Source organism: Kordiimonas sp. UBA4487 (assembly GCF_002389025.1).
GTDB classification, from domain to species: domain Bacteria; phylum Pseudomonadota; class Alphaproteobacteria; order Sphingomonadales; family Kordiimonadaceae; genus Kordiimonas; species Kordiimonas lacus.
The window spans coordinates 553,648-571,299 of the sequence record NZ_DGNR01000013.1 but is presented as its reverse complement, the minus strand read 5'-3'; the positions used below and the strand labels follow the sequence as shown (position 1 = coordinate 571,299).

At 55.1% G+C, this 17,652-nt stretch carries 14 protein-coding genes; 7 read left to right on the top strand and 7 right to left on the bottom strand.

Annotated features, from left to right (window positions below; translation table 11 throughout):
* The first annotated feature begins 139 nt into the window (after positions 1-139).
* From B3Z17_RS14355 to B3Z17_RS14340, 4 genes are all read left to right on the top strand, one after another.
* The gene (locus B3Z17_RS14355) at positions 140-934 is read left to right on the top strand and encodes a substrate-binding periplasmic protein (RefSeq protein WP_286830478.1); all 795 of its coding nucleotides are present in this window, start codon (positions 140-142) and stop codon (positions 932-934) included.
* Between the two features lie 234 nt (positions 935-1,168).
* On the top strand, positions 1,169-1,513 hold the full coding sequence (nirD, locus tag B3Z17_RS14350; protein WP_286830477.1) for a nitrite reductase small subunit NirD: 345 nt from the start codon (positions 1,169-1,171) through the stop codon (positions 1,511-1,513).
* Positions 1,514-1,829: 316 nt separating this feature from the next.
* Positions 1,830-4,955, top strand: coding sequence for an efflux RND transporter permease subunit (locus tag B3Z17_RS14345; protein WP_286830476.1), 3,126 nt, complete (start codon positions 1,830-1,832; stop codon positions 4,953-4,955).
* A gap of 24 nt (positions 4,956-4,979) precedes the next feature.
* A complete protein-coding gene (locus B3Z17_RS14340; RefSeq protein WP_286830474.1) occupies positions 4,980-6,071 on the top strand; it encodes an efflux RND transporter periplasmic adaptor subunit in 1,092 nt (363 codons plus the stop codon).
* Between the two features lie 66 nt (positions 6,072-6,137).
* Here the strand turns inward: B3Z17_RS14340 and B3Z17_RS14335 are convergent, their stop codons facing one another.
* Positions 6,138-6,629, bottom strand: coding sequence for an Hsp20 family protein (locus B3Z17_RS14335; RefSeq protein ID WP_286830472.1), 492 nt, complete (start codon positions 6,627-6,629; stop codon positions 6,138-6,140).
* A gap of 164 nt (positions 6,630-6,793) precedes the next feature.
* On the opposite strand from B3Z17_RS14335, the gene B3Z17_RS14330 reads away from it, so the two are divergent.
* Entirely contained in the window at positions 6,794-7,543 is a 750-nt protein-coding gene (locus B3Z17_RS14330; RefSeq protein ID WP_286830471.1) for an ABC transporter permease, read from the top strand.
* Here B3Z17_RS14330 and B3Z17_RS14325 read toward each other — a convergent pair.
* The 5 genes from B3Z17_RS14325 to proC form a co-directional block, all read right to left on the bottom strand.
* Positions 7,540-8,565 (bottom strand): PepSY-associated TM helix domain-containing protein, encoded by a 1,026-nt coding sequence (locus B3Z17_RS14325; RefSeq protein ID WP_286830469.1) that lies wholly within the window; start codon positions 8,563-8,565, stop codon positions 7,540-7,542. The two genes, B3Z17_RS14330 and B3Z17_RS14325, sit on opposite strands and share 4 nt — an antisense overlap.
* Before the next feature lie 69 nt (positions 8,566-8,634).
* The gene (locus B3Z17_RS14320) at positions 8,635-10,758 is read right to left on the bottom strand and encodes a TonB-dependent receptor (RefSeq protein WP_286830467.1); all 2,124 of its coding nucleotides are present in this window, start codon (positions 10,756-10,758) and stop codon (positions 8,635-8,637) included.
* 180 nt (positions 10,759-10,938) lie between these two features.
* A complete protein-coding gene (gene putP, locus B3Z17_RS14315) occupies positions 10,939-12,438 on the bottom strand; it encodes a sodium/proline symporter PutP (protein WP_286830465.1) in 1,500 nt (499 codons plus the stop codon).
* Positions 12,439-12,531: 93 nt separating this feature from the next.
* Positions 12,532-13,797 carry a glutamate-5-semialdehyde dehydrogenase gene (locus B3Z17_RS14310; RefSeq protein WP_286830464.1) on the bottom strand — a complete coding sequence of 422 codons (1,266 nt, stop codon included), beginning with the start codon at positions 13,795-13,797 and terminating at the stop codon, positions 12,532-12,534.
* A gap of 51 nt (positions 13,798-13,848) precedes the next feature.
* Positions 13,849-14,628, bottom strand: coding sequence for a pyrroline-5-carboxylate reductase (proC, locus tag B3Z17_RS14305; RefSeq protein ID WP_286830462.1), 780 nt, complete (start codon positions 14,626-14,628; stop codon positions 13,849-13,851).
* Positions 14,629-14,942: 314 nt separating this feature from the next.
* On the opposite strand from proC, the gene proB reads away from it, so the two are divergent.
* Positions 14,943-16,100, top strand: coding sequence for a glutamate 5-kinase (gene proB, locus B3Z17_RS14300; protein ID WP_139167506.1), 1,158 nt, complete (start codon positions 14,943-14,945; stop codon positions 16,098-16,100).
* Positions 16,101-16,268: 168 nt separating this feature from the next.
* Entirely contained in the window at positions 16,269-16,757 is a 489-nt protein-coding gene (locus B3Z17_RS14295) for a nuclear transport factor 2 family protein (RefSeq protein ID WP_286830460.1), read from the top strand.
* A gap of 208 nt (positions 16,758-16,965) precedes the next feature.
* On the opposite strand, the gene B3Z17_RS14290 is transcribed toward B3Z17_RS14295, so the two are convergent.
* Complete coding sequence (locus tag B3Z17_RS14290; protein ID WP_286830458.1) at positions 16,966-17,643, bottom strand: DUF502 domain-containing protein; 678 nt, start codon at positions 17,641-17,643, stop codon at positions 16,966-16,968.
* Between the last annotated feature and the right edge of the window lie 9 nt (positions 17,644-17,652).

Sequence of the window (17,652 nt, the reverse complement as noted above, 5' to 3'; positions counted from 1 at the left end):
GACATGGGCAACCTGCCCCTTCTGATAAGAAAGATGGACCACTGTCAGGTGCTAACATTGTTTTAACAGGTCCATCTCATACTGGTCGGCGTAAAGTGAATTGGCCTCTCCATCAAAGTTGGCGGGCCCGGGGTAACGGATGCGCAAGAGCGGGACCAGATCTTCCATATTGCATCGGTTGGCACAGGCCTTATGCCTGGTGCTTGCTGGCAGTATTGTGTCCGACGCCGATGACAACCCGCCTCAAACCACGTATGTGATCGGCGTGGAAAACATCATGCATCTGCCCTACTACGGCATATGCGATACAGGATATTGCGGTTTTGGGCGCGACCTTCTGGATGCATTTGCGGCTGCCCAGGGTGTGGAAGTCCAGTACCGACCGCTACCCATTCCGCGGCTTCACAGGGCACTGGCTTCCGGCCTGATCGATGCCAAGTTTCCCGCCAACCCAGACTGGGCACAATCCACAAAAGGGAATGCCCCCATTCTCTATTCCGACCCGGTCGTGCTGTTCACAGATGGTTTCCTGACACTCCCTGAACACAGGGGTGCACCTGAAAAGGTTGGAACGATGCGCGGCTTCACGATCGATATGAGCGTCCTTGGAAACACCCATGTAAAGCTATTTGAAGCCAACGCGGAAGCAGATCTGTTTAACCTGCTGGTGCGTGGCAGAGTAGATACCATTTACACCAATATTAATGTGATGCGCGCTTACATGAGGCGCGAGGGTATACCGGTGGAAACAATAGTTTTCAGGCGCGACCTGCCATTTCAGAACAGCCAGTATTTCCTGTCTACCACCACCAAACCACTGATGATTGATGCCTTCAACAGATGGTTAGAGGCGGCATTTGATGAAATCCAGGTACTGAAGAAAAAACACCATATTTCTGAAATGGAAGTCATTTCCTCCATCCCGCTCCGCTGACCGGTGTATTTTTCCCAAGGCGCTGGCCGTTTTTTGGTCAGCTGTCTAATTAATGGTCAGCACTTGCACCCAAGATTGCAGCTCCACTGCATCAAGACGCTACGGCATCCTTGTCAGTCGGCCACTCCTTTCAGGCAGCCGTTTTGGCATACGGCTTGCTATTCTTCGTCGAACCTTACGCCAAACGCCGGAGTTCCAAAAACACTTCCCAAATTGTTCCAGCAGGATATGAAAATGCCCGTCCAACCGACCTTTACCCTTGTTTGCCATATTGACGATATCCCGGCTCGCGGTGCCCGCCGCATCTACACCAGTGCTTTTGAGGTGGCCCTGTTCCGAACATCGGACAATAAAATCTTCGCGCTGAAGAACGAATGTCCGCACAAAAAAGCCCCATTGTCGGAAGGCATCGTGCACGGGCACTCGGTTGCGTGCCCACTGCATAATTGGGTAATTGACCTCAAGAGCGGAGAAGCGCAGGGCGCGGACAAGGGGTGCACCCCCGCACTTGAAACAAGTGTCGATGACAGTGGCAATGTCTATCTTGCGATCACTCAGGAAAATGGTGCAGCTGCTTAGACCATAAAAAAGTTTCCATCCGGCGGAACGCTCCTGTCAGTTTTTGACACTGTGATCAATTAAACACAGCGCTAGTGTTTCCATAGCACAGGCGCGATGTGATCAGACCAAATTTCTTGAACATACCGTGAACACGTGCACTGTGGGATAGCTTACGGGGGTCAGCAACTTCGCGCTACACGAAAGGCCATACGGCTTTCGACCATACCCATGGTAGCCAGATATGCAGGGCAAAAGCCTGAAGGCACCCGTTCGCTCAACTGAACGCAACAAGAATAGGCTCCCAAAAAAGGGGGCTGACCGCGAGGGACAGAAAATGCGATTGACGCGCCAAAGCCTCAATAACCCTGTTGCCGTGGGCATCGTAGCCGCGGTGGTCATGCTTTTGGGCATCGCCAGCATGCTAAACATGCCGGCACAGCTGCTGCCACAGATTGAGAAGCCGGTTGTCACAATTGTCAACCAGTGGCCTGGGGCATCTCCTGCCGAAATCGAATCTGAGATTACCGTGCCGGTTGAGGAAGTGCTGCAAGGCACGCCGGGCCTCACGGAAATGCAGAGCTGGAGCATGGCCAACTTTGGTTTCATGCAGCTCGAGTTCGCCATTGAAACCGATATGACGCGGGCGCTGATTGAAATTATCAGCCGACTCAACCGCCTGCGTCCCCTGCCTGCAAATGCGGAAAAACCACAGGTCCAGCTGGGCGAATGGGGTGACGCCAACGACCAATTGATTGAATATTACGTGCAGCAGTTGCCTGGCACGGAACATCTGGCGCGCGAAAATGCCCGCTATATGCGCGATATCATCGTGCCGGAACTGCAGGCGCTTTATGGTGTTTCCAACATTGATTTCTGGGACAGCAATGGCGGCGAGGACCAGCTCAAGATCATCTTCGACCCATACAAGGCTGCGGAATTCGGCATCGATATCGCACGCGTGCCGGCGCGCATCGGCCAATCAGCTGACATTTCGTCGGGCTTTGTCGACGTGGGCCGCAAGCAGTATACGGTTCGCTATGAAGGCCGCTATGACATAGAAGAACTGCAAGGGCTTATCCTTGAATGGCGCGGCGGACTGCCTATCACGCTTGGAGATGTGGCCCGTATTGAAGTTGGGCCAGGGCGCGCAGATGGTTTCATCTACCAGAACGGCAATCCCGCTTTCCGCCTTGCCATCGCCAAAAGCAATGACGCCAATGTGCTTGAAGCTCTCGACGGCGTAAAATCCAAAATCAATGAGTTGAATGCCGGTGCCTTCAAAGACCGCGGGATGGTGGCCCAATACGCCTTTGATCCCGGGCAGTATATCAACCGGTCGATCAGCCTTCTGGGCAGCAACCTCGTGATAGGGATGCTGCTTGCTGTTGGCACCCTGTGGATGTTCCTGCGTCAATGGCGGGCAACTCTGTTGATTTCTATTGCCATTCCTACCTCCCTGCTGGCCACTTTCGTGATCCTTGGCGTGGCAGGTCGTACGCTTAACGTGATTTCGCTGGCAGGGCTTGCCTTCGCCACCGGCATGGTGCTGGACGCCGCCATCGTGGTGCTGGAAAATATTGTTCGTCTGCGGGAACGCGGCGAAACTCCTCGCGACGCGGCAGATATGGGGGCTACCCAAGTGTGGGGGGCGCTGCTGGCGTCCACTGCCACCACTGTTGCAGTATTTATTCCCGTGATGTTCCTGAAGGATGCCATTGGCCAGATGTTCGCTGACCTCGCCCTCACCATCGCTGTTGGCGTGGCGATTTCTCTTCTTGTCGCCGTCACTGTACTCCCAACCATGGCACGCTTCTGGATGCGCAGCTTGCCAGAAGCTGACGGTCGCGAAACATCATGGGACCGGATGGCCAATAGCTTGATGAACGTAACCGATACCGTTCAAAAACAGGTATTCTGGGTCATTATCCTGATTTCAGTATCAGCGATATTGGTTTTCTTTTTCATGCCGCAGCGAAACTATCTACCTCCTGTTAAGCGCGACACAGTCGACAGTTTCCTGTTTTTCCCGCCTGGTACCAATGTGGAAACGGCGGACAAGGAAATTGCCCAAGTCGTGGATGCCCGCATCCAGCCCTACCTGAAGGGTGAAAAGGAACCCAAGGTTCGCGACTATTTCTTCTGGTCTTTCCCAGGCGCAACTGGCGGCTGGCTGGCCCTCAATGCAGAAGACCCAAGCAGGCTCGAAGAACTCCAGAACATTGTGCAGTCGGAGGTGACAAGTGGTATCCCCGACATGTTTGGCTTCACCCTGCGGCGCAGTCTTTTTGGCGGCTTTGGCGGTGAAAACAGCGTAGAAATGCGCATCAGCTCTACAGACCTGAATGCCGCCAAAAACGCCGCCATGGCAGGCATGGGAATGGTGATGGGCCAAATTCCTGGTGCCACGGCCAACCCGCAACCTGACCCGTTCGCAGAATCCACCGAACTCAGGTTTGATCCCAATGACCGCCGTCTCGCCGAAGTGGGCTGGACCCGGCAGGACCTGACCATGGTCATCCTTGAGTTGGGCCAAGGCGCCTGGCTGGGTGAATATTTTGACGGCCAGGGCCAGATGGATATTTATCTGAAGTCAGAGAGCTTCACGTCGCCGGAGCAGATGGCAGACCTGCCGGTTCACACTCCCAATGGCGGCCTAGTGCCGCTTGGGGAATTAGCCCAGATATCAACGGTTCTTGGCCCCAACGCAATTGCCCGGTTTGACCGCATCCGTGCCTATAGCCTCCAGGTCAACCCACCCGAAGGCATGGCGCTTGACACCCTTATCAACGAGCTTCAGACGAAGATCGAACCGCAGCTTAAAGCAATGTTACCTGCCGATGCGGTCATCAAATATGCGGGAAGTGCGGATGACCTGACCCAGGCCCTTAAAACACTGGGCCTGAACTTCCTGGTTGCCATTGCGCTGTTGTATTTCATCCTTGCTGGACTGTTTCGGTCGCCTGTGGATGCATTGCTTGTTGTGGTTTCCATCCTGACGGCATGTGCAGGGGGCATGATCGGACTGGCGATACTCAATTTTATTCAGTTCACCCCGCTCGACCTTCTGGGCATGATAGGTTTTATCATTCTGCTTGGGCTTGTCGTGAACAACGCCATTCTTTTGGTAGCCCAAACCCGTACGGCACAGGGCCGCGGCATGAACCGGACCGAAGCGGTCCATCAGGCGCTCAAGTTACGACTTCGCCCCATTTTTATGAGCACCCTCACAAGTCTTTTTGGCATGCTGCCGCTGCTCTTGTTCCCGGGCGCAGGGTCAGAAATTTATCGCGGCATGGCAGCCGTCATTGTGGGCGGCATGAGCATTTCGACCATCTTCACGCTGTTGCTGTTGCCGAGCCTTTTGCAGCTTGTACCCACAAAGATCGCACCTGCCACGCCAGACCAGCTTCGGCGCTTTGAAGATGGCAGTGACGCTGGCCAGACAAACCCGGCAGAATAACAAGAAAGACAGCAGGACTAAGTTATGAGAACCCTCTTGAATATTCGTATCGCCGCCCCGCTGATGCTTGCGGCTGGCCTATTGGCTACCGCACCTGCGTCAGGCCAGGGCATGGGCGAAATGCCGCCCGCGCAAGTGGAAGTGGTTGAGGCAGCATCCCGCAAGATGGCACCCCAAATGGATGTGTCAGGCACCGTGATCAGTCTCCACGACAGTCGCATTTCAGCAGAAGTGGAAGGCCCTCTTTTGTGGGTTGCGGATGTTGGCACTGCAGTAGAAGAAGGCGACGTCATCGCCCGCATTGATGACCGACTGCTTGCTGTGGCACTAAGGCGCGCAGCTGCAAATGTGAAACGGTTGCAAGCTGACCTTGCCTATCGCCAGGAGGAAGTGAAGCGCTATAAAGAACTGGCCGCTGGCAACAACGCATCCCAGGCGCGCCTGGACGAAGCCATCGCCAACCTTGAAATGGCACGTCAGGAAATCGCCGACGCACAGGCCGTACTGGACCGCGCGCAGGGCGATGTGGACCGTACCCAGATCAAAGCCCCCTTCCCTGGCCATGTGGTGCAACGGCTGGCCAACAAGGGCGAATATGTCACGGTTGGCGAGGAAGTCCTGCGCCTTGTCGACACGCGGAACATCGAAATCGCCATGCCTGCGCCAATCGACATCACGCCCTATCTGGCGGTAGGCAACAGTGTTGAAGTGAAAAGCAGGCACGGTGTCTATAACCTGCCGATCCGGACGGTGGTGCCCGTGGGTGACGCGGTGTCGCGTATGGTGGAAGTCCGCCTAAGCGCAGACGCAAAAGACTGGACCGTCAGCACACCCGTGATGATCAGTTTGCCAAAGGGGCCAGAAATGACAGCAGTTGCCGTTCCCCGTGACGCGCTTATCATCAAGAGTGGCAGTGTTTATCTCTTCAAGGTGGGTGCGGACGGCACGGCACAACGCGTGGACGCCAACATCAAGGCAACTGTGGGGCTTTGGGTTGCGCTGGCAGATGGTGTTGAAGCTGGCGACAAAATTGTGGTGCGCGGCGGCGAGCGCCTGCAGCCGGGCCAGCCAGTTGTGGCAACGGCCCATTCCAGCGCCTTAACAGCAAACAACTGACCGACACGCGCGGAACAAAAAAGAGGGCCCATGAGGGGCCCTCAGGCTTTCTCAGGAAATACAGCTTCAGGCTGCCTTTTTCGGTGAGCCATCCGACAGCAATTTCTTGGCCTTGTCCAGGAAGCCAGCCGGAGCAGACGATTTGATTTCAATCGTCTTGGGTCGTTTTTCCTCAGGCACATCACGAACCAGGTCAATGGTCAGAAGGCCATCAGAAAGATTCGCCCCCTTAACTTCCACATGGTCAGCCAGTTGGAACTCAGTCTTGAAATCGCGTTCCGCAATGCCGCGATGAAGGTACTCACCGCCAGTCTCCTTTTGCTCTTTCCGTCCTACAATGGTCAGCAGATTTTCCTGCGCCTGGATATCGATATCCTCACGCGAAAAACCAGCCACTGACATGGTGATGCGATAGCGGTCATCGCCATCCATCATGATGTCATAGGGTGGAAATGATGAAGACGGTTCGGCTTGCTGCTCTGCCGCATCCATCAGGCGCGCCAGTCGGTCAAAACCGATCGTGGTTCTGAATAGTGGATCGAAATTAAAGCGTGTCATAGCTTACATCCTCCTTTGAGCAATGTTCACCATATTTGCCGGCCCATTCAGGCGCCGACATACAGAATCTAGGAAGCCTTTTTACGGTTTCAAGAGGGTAATCCTGGGCTTTAGAACGCTATGTGCAGCCAAGCTTCCCTGCGCTATAACGATATGAGCTTTCTATGGAGATGATACTGGAAATGGCTGATGCCACGCACACAATTCCGCTTACCGACCTGGCACTGGCGTTAGTTCCTGTCGCCTTGGTGGTTGCCATCCTTCACATCTGGTCACGGGACGCACGGGAAACCCTGTATGGTTTCGCCCGGATGATCCTTCAGCTGTCGTTGATCGGTTATTTCCTGGTTTATCTGTTCGCCGCCGAAACGCCTTGGCTTGTAATTGCTGTGCTGGCCGTCATGGCATTGGTATCAAGCTGGATCTCGCTGCGGACCACCAAGTTTTCCCGCCGGACATTATATCCCATCGCACTTTGTTCCATCACACTGGGCGGCGGGGCCGTACTTGCGGTTATTACCCAAGGGGTGCTGCGCCCGGACCCTTGGTTCACGCCCCAGGTAATTATCCCGCTCGCGGGCATGATTTTCGCCGCCTCCATGAACAGCGTCAGTTTGGCGGCAGAGCGCCTAGCCGCGGAAATGCGGCGCGGGGACAGCTACCAGGCGGCCCGCTCCGTAGCACTGAAAGCGGCGCTGATCCCGATCACCAACAGCCTGTTCGCAGTCGGGTTGGTGTCCCTGCCCGGCATGATGACCGGACAAATCCTATCAGGCGTCTCGCCCCTGGTTGCCGCCCGGTACCAGATCATGGTGATGTGCATGATGTTCGCCGCCGCTGGCTTGTCGGCCACCCTGTTCCTGCTATTCATCCGGCGCCATACCGAAGAGGTAGTGCCGACCAAAGCCGACTAGCGCCGCCGCACATAGGCCGTCAGCCCCATGCCTGCGAGATAGAGCGTACCCAGCCCGGTAAAGACAACCAACAGCAGATATGGCAGCCCGCCTGTTTTCCCGGAATGGAGCGGATAGAAACTGTCTGCAATGCGGTGCCCCAGCCCTGCCTTAGTAGCATCATAGGACTGCCCCCCCTGCTGCCCCACCGTCACTGTGGTTCGGCCATTGGGGTGCATCTCTGCGGGCATCTGCAGCCTGAGCCCCACAGGGTCACCTGGCTGGCGCGCCGGACGGTAGAGCGTGACCCGCGCCTCAGCGAAGTGATCACCTGCCATGGTCAGCAAAGTTGCCGGATTGCCATTTGATACAGCATGCATATTCACTGGCTGGTCACCACCAAACACAGCCCCAAGAGCACTTCGAATGGGGGTGCCATACATCATCCCAACACCGGTCCCAATCAGTAGCAGCAATAGCGGCGTGATGAGGATACCGCTGGTGGCATGTGTGGCCCGCAAGGCCGAAGAGCGTCCGTTCTTTGGTTTCAGCAATTTCAGCCGAAACCCCTTACGCCAGGGCCACCACAAATACAGACCACTGAGCACCAGAAAAAAGGCCACAAGCCCAAGCAGCGCAACAGCTTCCTCGCCCCAGAGCCCCAGCGCCAAACTGTGATGCAGGTCGAACAGGAACTGGAGCGCGGCATCAACATTGAGCGGGTCATCTATTGGCTTCAGCGTACGCGGATCCAGGAGATAGGAGCCATGCCCCCGTTCATATATACGGTAAGCATTCATGCCGGGATACGGCAACTTTATGGACAAAAGCTGGTAAGCGTCATACCTGGCCTCAATGGTCTCAAGCACAGTACCCTGCTGATCAGCATCCAGGGGCACCACGCTTTGTTCAAGCCGAGGCACCGCAAGCCGCAACAACTGGTCCTCGAACGCCAGGATGGTGCCGGTCAGCGCCATCAGTATCATATACAGCGCTCCCACAAGCCCGATGAGCTGATGGACACGTTTCATTGTCTTGCGCATAACCGGCACGCCCCCTTGAACAACTGGTACAGTCTGACAGCCGGGCACCCGCAGGAACCCGGCCATAGCTTAGAAGCTGTAGCGCACGCCTACATTGGCCGTGCGCCCCAGGCCTTTGGAATAGTAGCTGTCGATGAAGATCGATTGCGCCCGCTGGGAGAAATAGTCCTCATTGAACAGATTCTCCACGCCGCCATAAATCTCCACATCGCCCATGCGGTAAGACGCACTCAGGTTCACCAGGTCATAGCCGTCAACCGGGCCCTCATAGATGGCGTAGGCATTCCCTTCAGCAGTGAATTCATCACGCGATGCCAGGTGCAGGAGGTTCGCCGAAACCCGAAGGTTTTCGATCGGGGACCAATCAGCATAAACCGACAGTTTGGCTGGCGAGATAAAGCGGCCGGACAGTTTTTCGCCGGTGTCGGAATTTTCACCATCAAAACTGGTATAGTTGGCACCAATCTCGAGCGTGTCGCTGACATCATATTGGGCTGCGATTTCAAAACCGGTGATTTCCTGCGGTTCCCTGACCGGCAGGAACACGCCTGTGTCCGGGTCCAGCTGTGTGCCAGTACCCAGCTCAGACGTGCTGCGGTAATAGGCAAACTCGAGCTTCAGGTCTTGCAGTTGGCTGGTGAAGCCTACTTCATAGTGGCGTACTTCCGATGCTTCCGTTTGGACCTGCATCAGGTCTGTCACCACGGCGGACCGCAATAGACGGCCAAGATCTGAGATATCAAACCCTTCAGAGAAGCTGATGAACGGGCTGAATGCCGGAATGGCATTATAGCGCAGACCAACATTATAGGTGGTGGAGCTATAGTCCAGCTCACCCCCTGTCACGTCCATGGGGACCGAGCACTGAGTTTCCGACCGGCACAGGCGCAAGGTGCTATAGTCATCAACAGAGATATCGATCTTTTCAGCACGGACGCCAGCCTTGAACACCCAGTGATCACGCCAGACAAACTTGGACTGCAGGTAGGCAGCCTTGTTTTGCATGTCCATCTCGGGGACCCAAAGGCGGCCATCCACCAGCGGCTGGGATGTGGTGTCTTTCAGATAATCGATGCCATAGACAAAATCAGCCTGCACACTGTCCCAATCGAAGGTACTTTTGAAGTTTGCACGCACGCCGAATTTTTCGGATTTGATCAGGGATTGGCCACCGTCGAAGCCTTCGTCGGGGTTCGCAAGACGCGAGGAGAAGAAGAAGACATTTTCGATTTTCTGACTATAGAGATCCAGTGTCAGCTCGGTGTTTTCCAGAAGCGCGGCGTCGCTGTATTTCACCATGATATTGGTGTTGCCTTTCGGCCCTTGCGGCACACCCGGCTTGTCTTCGTCCGTTTCCACAGCATAGGTTTTCTGGCCCGTGACCGGGTTTCCGGTTACATCAACAAGGTCGCTATCCTGCTGGCTGTCATAGTAATTCACTGTAGCTTGCAGGCGCTTTTCAGCGTCAAACTGATAAGCCGCCTTGGCGAACAGGTTGACTGTATCCAGGTCTGACAAGCCGTATACGAGCCCCATAGTGTCACCATCGGCGTCCTTTTGCTGGCCGCGGCTGTCGTACACTGCATTCACGACATAACTGAACTTGTCCAGCGTACCGCTCAGCGTGCCGTCGACGCGCTTGCTAAAGCTGCCGTCGGCGTCCACCATGGAAAATCGGCTACTGACCGCAATATCACCCGCCAGCGTCTCCTCTGACGCCTGCTTGGTAATATAGTTCACGATGCCACCCGCGGCACCATTACCGTAAATAGAGGTCGCCCCCTTGATTACCTCAATTCGGCCGAGTGCGCTTGGATCAACAGACCTGAGCCCCAACTGACCGTTCCGAAGCGGGGTGGACTGCGGCACACCGTCAATCATCACCAGGACAGTCCGCCCGCGCAAGGTCATGCCGGAGTTACTAGTGGAGCCGGTCGCTGGCCCAAATCCGGCGATACGGGTGGCAAGTGTGCTCTGGAGCTCCAGATTGAGCTTTAGGTCCTCCATCAGATCGTCTTTGCCGATTACCGAAATCGACGCCGTGACTTCATCAATTTTTTCCGGCGTCCTACTACCGGTAACAATAATTTCCTCAAAATCAGCGCCTTCACCTGACTGGGCGTCATCCGCTCCCGCGCCAGCCGATACAAGAACTGCCAGCACTGCTAGGGCGCTTACCTTACTCCGATACATGAATATCTCCCTGAACCAATAATTAAGAATGACTCGCATTATCATTATAAGATTAGGCGTGCAATCATATTTTAGGTTGGGGTCAAAGTATCGGAGAAGAAGGGAAGGCCGTCGCTTCTAACGGCAGAGGTATGGTGCTGGTAGCGGCGAACCGCTACCAACCGAATTCAAAGGTGCCGCCTAGCCTTTAGCCAGAACGGCTTCCATCTCGGCGAATAGTTTTTTCGAACGCGCTGCTTCGCCACGACCTTCTGTCAGCTTGCTGACGACGACCGAGACAATCATGCTGACCACAAAACCGGGCAACATCTCGTAGAGATTGTCTGACAGCGACTTGCCGCCAATGGTGATGGGCGCATAAATCCAGAACAGGACGGTTGCCGCACCGGAAATCATACCGGCCATCGCCCCGTCACGTGTCATGTGACGCCAATGAAGGCTGAGGAGGATCAGAGGCCCGAAGGCGGCACCAAAGCCCGCCCATGCATTCGACACAAGCGACAGGATAGTGCTGGACCGGTCAAACGCTAAGCCAATGGCCACGAGAGATACCGCCAGAACTGACAGACGCCCGACCAGAACCAGCTCTTTCTGGCTGGCCTCTTTCCTGAGGAAGGTTTTGTAAAAATCTTCCGTAAGCGAACTTGACGAAACCAACAGCTGGCTGGAGATCGTGGACATGATCGCAGCCAAAATGGCCGCAAGCAGGAAGCCTGCGATATAGGGGTGGAATAACAGCTCCGACAGCACGATGAAGATGGTTTCCGGGTCTTCAAGGTTGAGGTCGTTTTTCAGAATGTACGCAAGCCCCACGATACCTGTTGCCACCGCGCCAATCACGGTGATCAGCATCCAGCTCATGCCAATATTGCGGGCGACGCCCACATCCTTCAGTGTCCGGATCGCCATGAAGCGCACAATGATGTGTGGCTGACCGAAATAACCCAGCCCCCATGCCAGACTGGACACCACGCCCGCAATTGTGAGCCCCCCAAACATATTCAGCAGGCTGCTGTCCACCTCACCGATGGTGTTGGAGATGGACCCGCTGCCCCCCATGTCAAAAAAGGCAACAACCGGCACAAGAACAAGCGCCACGAACATGATACAGCCCTGCACGAAGTCCGTCATGCTAACGGCCAGGAACCCGCCAAACAGCGTATAGGCCACGACCACACCAGCCGTGGCGAACAGGCCCACCTCATAAGACATGCCGAAAGACGCCTCGAAGAGCTTGCCGCCAGAGACCACACCCGCAGACGTATAAAGCGTGAAGAAGATGATGATCACTACAGAAGACAGGACCCGCAGCATGTGCGAGCTGTCGTGGAAGCGCTTTTCGAAATAGTCGGGGATAGTAATGGCATCATCCGCGATTTCGGTATAAACGCGCAGCCGCGGGGCCACATAAAGATAGTTCAGGAAGGCGCCCGCCATCAGGCCAACGGCAATCCAGGCACTGGACAGCCCCGAAACATACACGGCGCCAGGCAGACCCATCAGCATCCAACCGCTCATGTCTGACGCGCCTGCTGAAAGCGAAGCCACAGCCGGGCTCAGTTGGCGCCCGCCCAGCATATAGCCCGACACGTCGTCGGTGGATTTCTTGAAGGCATATAGCCCGATGCCCATCATCAGGATGAAATAGGCGGCCAGTGAAATCATCACTTCAATCTGCATTGTATCCTGCCCCTTCTGGTCTTTATTCGTTTCTGTGCAAACGCCCGGTCACAAAGGTGCCGGGCGCCAAACATTCAATATTTTCTTCACGCGCTACGGCCTTGTCTGGCCACTGCCATGTACCTTGTATTTAAAGGTAGTCAGTTGCTCGAGCCCCACAGGCCCCCGCGCGTGCATCTTGCCGGTGGCAATACCAATTTCGGCGCCCATGCCGAACTCGCCACCATCCGAAAACTGCGTGGAAGCATTGTGCATCACCACAGCGCTGTCGATCATGTCCATAAACTGATCAGCGACTGCCTGGTCTTCGGTCACAATAGCGTCCGTATGTTTAGACGAATGCTGGTCGATAAATGTGACTGCGTTTGACACACCGTTCACAAGCTTCACCGACAGTACAGCGTCCAGATATTCGGTACTGAAGTCTTCTTCGCTGGCTTCCTTGATGCGATCATCGATGGTCAGCGCCAAGCCGTCGCCACGGAACTCACAGTCAGGCATGGCATCCAGAAGGCGCGGCAGCACGTCCGGCGCAATCTCACGGTCGATCACCAGACTTTCAGTGGCACCACAGATGCCCGTCCGGCGAAGCTTGGCGTTCTTCACGATCGCCACAGCCTTATCTATGTCAGCCGCCGCATGGATATAGGTGTGGCAGTTACCGTCCAGGTGCTGAAGCGTGGGCACTTCGGCTTGCTCTGTTACCAGTTTCACCAAGCCCTTACCGCCACGCGGGATGACAAGATCGACATACTCAGCGCACTTCAACAGGTGGGTTACCGCCGCCCTGTCGCGTGTGTCCACAAACTGGATAATATCTTCGGGCAGACCAGCGTCCTTGAGGCCTTGTTTCATACAGGCCACAATTGCACTGGTGGAATGATAGCTTTCAGACCCGCCACGCAAAATCACGGCGTTACCGGACTTCAGGCACAAGGCGCCAGCGTCCGCACCCACATTCGGGCGGCTTTCATAGACCATCCCGATCACACCGATCGGCACGGCAACCCGTTCAACCTTCAAGCCGTTCGGGCGGTCAAACATGGCTAGTTGTCGCCCAACCGGATCTGGCAGTTCTGCAATAGCCTCGAGCGCTTCCGCCATGGCTTCCACACGGTCGTCATTCAACACGAGCCGGTCGATAAATGCATCAGGACGCCCCTCCTCCCGCGCACCGGCCACATCTCGCTCGTTCGCGGCAATGATCAGTTTCTTGTCTGCCCGCAACGCACTTGCCGCAGCCAACAGGGCAGCGTTCTTCTGGTCAGTCGTGGCCGTTGCCAGTTTCTTGGACGCCGCGCTCGCGCGCTTGGCCAGCAGGTGAACATAGTCTCTGATTTCATTCGACAGGGAGGTCATGAATGGCTCCGTTTCGTTAACTTGGGGGAGGAAAAATTCGGGCGATCCGGGCTACTTCAGCTCAAGCGCGCGTTCGTAAGCGGCCTTGGTGGTGCTTTTCATCAGCAGGTCCAGCATGTGGTCCTGCCTCAGCTGATCCAGCCCGGCCTGCGTGGTGCCGCCTTTGCTTGTAACCGACGTGCGCAATTCGCTGATTGGCGCGTCCGTGTTGGCTGCCATCTCTGTGGCCCCTACCATGGTCTGGATAACGAGTGTACGGGCATCCTTATCAGAAAAGCCCAACTCCTTGGCGCCTTCCATAAAGCTTTCAATAAACTGGAATACATAACCGGGCCCACTGCCGGATACCGCCGTCAGGCGATCGAGCTCATCTTCCGAACGCACCCATACGGCTTTACCAATACGGCCCATCAGGTCTGATACCGTTTCCTTGTGTGCGCTTGAGCAGTCATCACTGGCGTAAATGCCGGTGGCACCCTTGCCAATCAGCGCCGGCAGGTTCGGCATCACGCGGATCACGGGAACATTGCCAAGAACCCGCTTCAGGCTTTCAAGGCTGAAGCCAGCCGCAATGGAAACCATGCAGCCATCATCCTTAAGGCGCGCCGTGTAGCCCGGCATGACGTCTTCAATCATCTGAGGCTTCACCGCAATGATGATCATGTCAAACTGGTCAGAGCCCAGCGCCGATGGCGCCTTCAGGACCCGAACACCTTCTGGTGCATCCGGGCCGGCAGGATCAATAACAGTGAACCGAATATCCTTGCGGGCACTCCAACATCCAAGCATCGCCCCGCCCATGCGGCCGCATCCGACCATCAGAATATCCATTCAACTGCTCCTTTTCTTTCCGCCTCTCGGCGTATTCATCACTTTGCCCAAGCGTAGCGGTTCGACAAAACTCCGGTCGCTCGGTTGCTGCTAAATATTAGAATTCGAATGATATTTTCAAGTCTAAATTTCTGGAAGGTCAGGAATGCTGACGCATAAAATGGCCGTAACGCGATGTTAAATAAAAACTAATTGGAATATTAGACATATTCGTTTCATCTGAATTTAATTTTAATTCAAAATAATTCTGGTATCTTTGCGCAATGCCCCCTATATGAAGGGCCGAGTTTTGGCCATTAAAAGGAGATTCTGTTTTGTCTATGTCCAAGCGTATCGTTGTCAAAATCGGCTCAAGCCTGTTGGCGCACAGCCAAGAACTGACGCTCCGGTACGCCTTTATGCACGGACTGATGAGCGATATCGCACGTCTGAAGGAGCAAGGTTATGAAGTGGTGCTTATGTCGTCCGGCGCTGTTGCGCTGGGCCTGAACGCCATCGGAAAATCACCCGAGGATGCAGGTATCCTGGACAAGCAGGCTGCGGCTGCTTACGGTCAGCCACTTTTGCTGAACGCCTACAAGCAGGTAGCGCATGAATTCGGCTTCGACATCGCACAGATCCTTGTGACGCTGGGCGATATGGAAGGCCGCCGTCGATTCATTAATATTAAAAACACGCTCGAGCGCCTGTTCGACAATGGCATCATGCCCATCGTGAATGAAAATGACACGGTGACCACGGAAGAGCTGCGCGTGGGCGACAACGATCGCCTGGCCGCCAAGGTTGCGCAAATGATTCAGGCTGACCACCTGGTGCTATTGACCAGTATTGATGGCCTTTATGACCGGCCGCCATCAGAGCCCGGCGCCGAGTTTATCGAAAAACTCGAAGACGTCAGCACCTATCTGGCGGCAACCACAGGCACCAATGCGCTAGGAAGCGGCGGCATGTACACCAAACTGCAGGCGGCCAACATGGCCCAGCACGCAGGTTGCAGCACCATCATCGCTGAAGGCATCATTGAAAACCCAATCCTGTCGGTACTTGAAGGCGAACGTCGCCACACCTTGTGCACCGCGATCGGCACCCCGGCTTCTGCCTGGAAGGTTTGGCTGACCAACAGGCTTCAAGTGGCGGGCAGCCTGATCCTGAAGCAAAGCGCTGCGGACGAGCTTGTCTCAACCCCGCAAGCCATCAAGCATACGGATATTGTATCGGTGGCCGACACGTTCCAGAAAGGCGACATCCTTCACATCTACGACGAAAAGGGACAGGAAATCGCCCGAGGGCTGACAAACTTCGGCTCAGACGAGGTTCTTTTGCTGGCGCGCCATCCGGAATCCACCACGGCAGAGCTGCTCGGCTATTCTGCAGTGCCGGACGTCATCACCACCAAAAATATGGTGATCCTGAACGACAACCACCTTTCGTGGGAGGTACCTACAGAAGACCTTCAACAGGTAGCGTCCTAAGCAAGTTCCACAAAAATCACGAAATCGTCAGCTTTCGTCAATAGCAGTTAAAACTACCGTGAGTAGCGATCAACTGCTGTTGACGAACAGCATGTTGCCCTGCCAGTCAGGCTTTGGCTTGCGGCACAATTATCCGCAAGCATGACAATGAACATTAGCGGGGCATCTATGCTTAAGACGATCGTGGTAAAAACCACCTTTTTATTCCTCATACTAATCAGTTCCACGGCCCACGCGCAGGTTCCGGTCACCGGCAACCCAGATCATGCAGCCATGCTGCAAGCCGACACACCAGAACTGGAGGCCAACAAACGCCTGGTTTATGACTTCTGGCGCATTGTTTTCGAGGGACAGCAACTGGACCGTGTCGCTGATTTTCTGGCCGAAGACTATATCCAACACAACCCACGTGTCCCCACAGGCCGGCAAGGTTTCATTGACGTCTTCAAACAGTTCGCCAACCCCGACACCAACGTGGAAAGCCGAGTGAAAGCGCCCCTCGTTGCCATCATGGCGGAAGGCGATTTGGTTACGCTTGTATTTGTGCGCAATATGCCTGCAAAAGGCGATACAGCTGCATACAGCACCACCTGGTTTGACATGTTTCGCATTGAAGATGGCGAGATCGTGGAACACTGGGATCCACAGACCAAATAAGCCACATCTTTACGGAATCTTTATACCGCCGAGCGTGCTCCGTATCGCATCTTGATGAGGGCGGATGCATTATCAAGCTGTGTCCTATCCAGCACACACCGCATCGCGGCCCCGACCTCCCCCACACACGCGCCGGGGTCGCGATGCCACTCCATTGATTGGTTTGGCACTACAAAACGATACCCTGATTGGCACCCCCTGCCCCGTGCTATTTTTGGCGCGGGGCTGCTTTATCGTAGTTGAAGGTTTTGGGCACATCCGCTCCGCCGGAAATGATAAAAGACATGGCCTCATCCATCTTCCAGTTTGTGGGCGTGACATATTCCACCGGCACGATCTCAAGATAGCCTGAGGTGGGGTTGGGCGTTGTCGGCACATACACGGCGGCGAGTTCACGCCCGGTTGTCGTGTCCTTGAAAGTGCGCGTGACCAGCCCGACGGTCTTCATGTCACGCGACGGAAACTCAATCAGCACCACACGCTCAATGTCATTAGAGCTTGATTGCACCGCGTCCGCCAGCCGCTTGATAGTGCGATAAATGGATTTCGCGACCGGGATATGGTCCACGGTGTATTCAAAAAGCGTCAAAAGCTTTTGCCCCACGTAGCGGGATGCAACCCATCCCACGACATAAAACAGTAACAACAGCACAACTACGGAAAGTGACGTGTTGAAAAGAGGCGATTTGATAATGCTGTACAAGCCGTCAGTCGGTTGAACACTGGCTGTCACCCATTTGATGATAGGCGCAGCCAGGTCATTAATGAATTTGAGGATCACCGAGACCAGCAACAGGGTTAGCCAGATCGGAATCAGCGTGAACAGCCCCACTAGCATGTTACGGCGGACCTGAACCAGAAGGGAAGGCCGTTTCTCACTGTCCATTGCAGTCTC

What these genes read in the sequence shown, in the direction of transcription:
- B3Z17_RS14355 (WP_286830478.1), top strand. Translation starts at nt 140, where the DNA reads ATGCGCAAGAGCGGGACCAGATCTTCCATATTGCATCGGTTGGCACAG.
- nirD (WP_286830477.1), top strand. Translation starts at nt 1,169, where the DNA reads ATGCCCGTCCAACCGACCTTTACCCTTGTTTGCCATATTGACGATATC.
- B3Z17_RS14345 (WP_286830476.1), top strand. Translation starts at nt 1,830, where the DNA reads ATGCGATTGACGCGCCAAAGCCTCAATAACCCTGTTGCCGTGGGCATC.
- B3Z17_RS14340 (WP_286830474.1), top strand. Translation starts at nt 4,980, where the DNA reads ATGAGAACCCTCTTGAATATTCGTATCGCCGCCCCGCTGATGCTTGCG.
- B3Z17_RS14335 (WP_286830472.1), bottom strand. Translation starts at nt 6,629, where the DNA reads ATGACACGCTTTAATTTCGATCCACTATTCAGAACCACGATCGGTTTT.
- B3Z17_RS14330 (WP_286830471.1), top strand. Translation starts at nt 6,794, where the DNA reads ATGGAGATGATACTGGAAATGGCTGATGCCACGCACACAATTCCGCTT.
- B3Z17_RS14325 (WP_286830469.1), bottom strand. Translation starts at nt 8,565, where the DNA reads ATGCGCAAGACAATGAAACGTGTCCATCAGCTCATCGGGCTTGTGGGA.
- B3Z17_RS14320 (WP_286830467.1), bottom strand. Translation starts at nt 10,758, where the DNA reads ATGTATCGGAGTAAGGTAAGCGCCCTAGCAGTGCTGGCAGTTCTTGTA.
- putP (WP_286830465.1), bottom strand. Translation starts at nt 12,438, where the DNA reads ATGCAGATTGAAGTGATGATTTCACTGGCCGCCTATTTCATCCTGATG.
- B3Z17_RS14310 (WP_286830464.1), bottom strand. Translation starts at nt 13,797, where the DNA reads ATGACCTCCCTGTCGAATGAAATCAGAGACTATGTTCACCTGCTGGCC.
- proC (WP_286830462.1), bottom strand. Translation starts at nt 14,628, where the DNA reads ATGGATATTCTGATGGTCGGATGCGGCCGCATGGGCGGGGCGATGCTT.
- B3Z17_RS14295 (WP_286830460.1), top strand. Translation starts at nt 16,269, where the DNA reads ATGCTTAAGACGATCGTGGTAAAAACCACCTTTTTATTCCTCATACTA.
- B3Z17_RS14290 (WP_286830458.1), bottom strand. Translation starts at nt 17,643, where the DNA reads ATGGACAGTGAGAAACGGCCTTCCCTTCTGGTTCAGGTCCGCCGTAAC.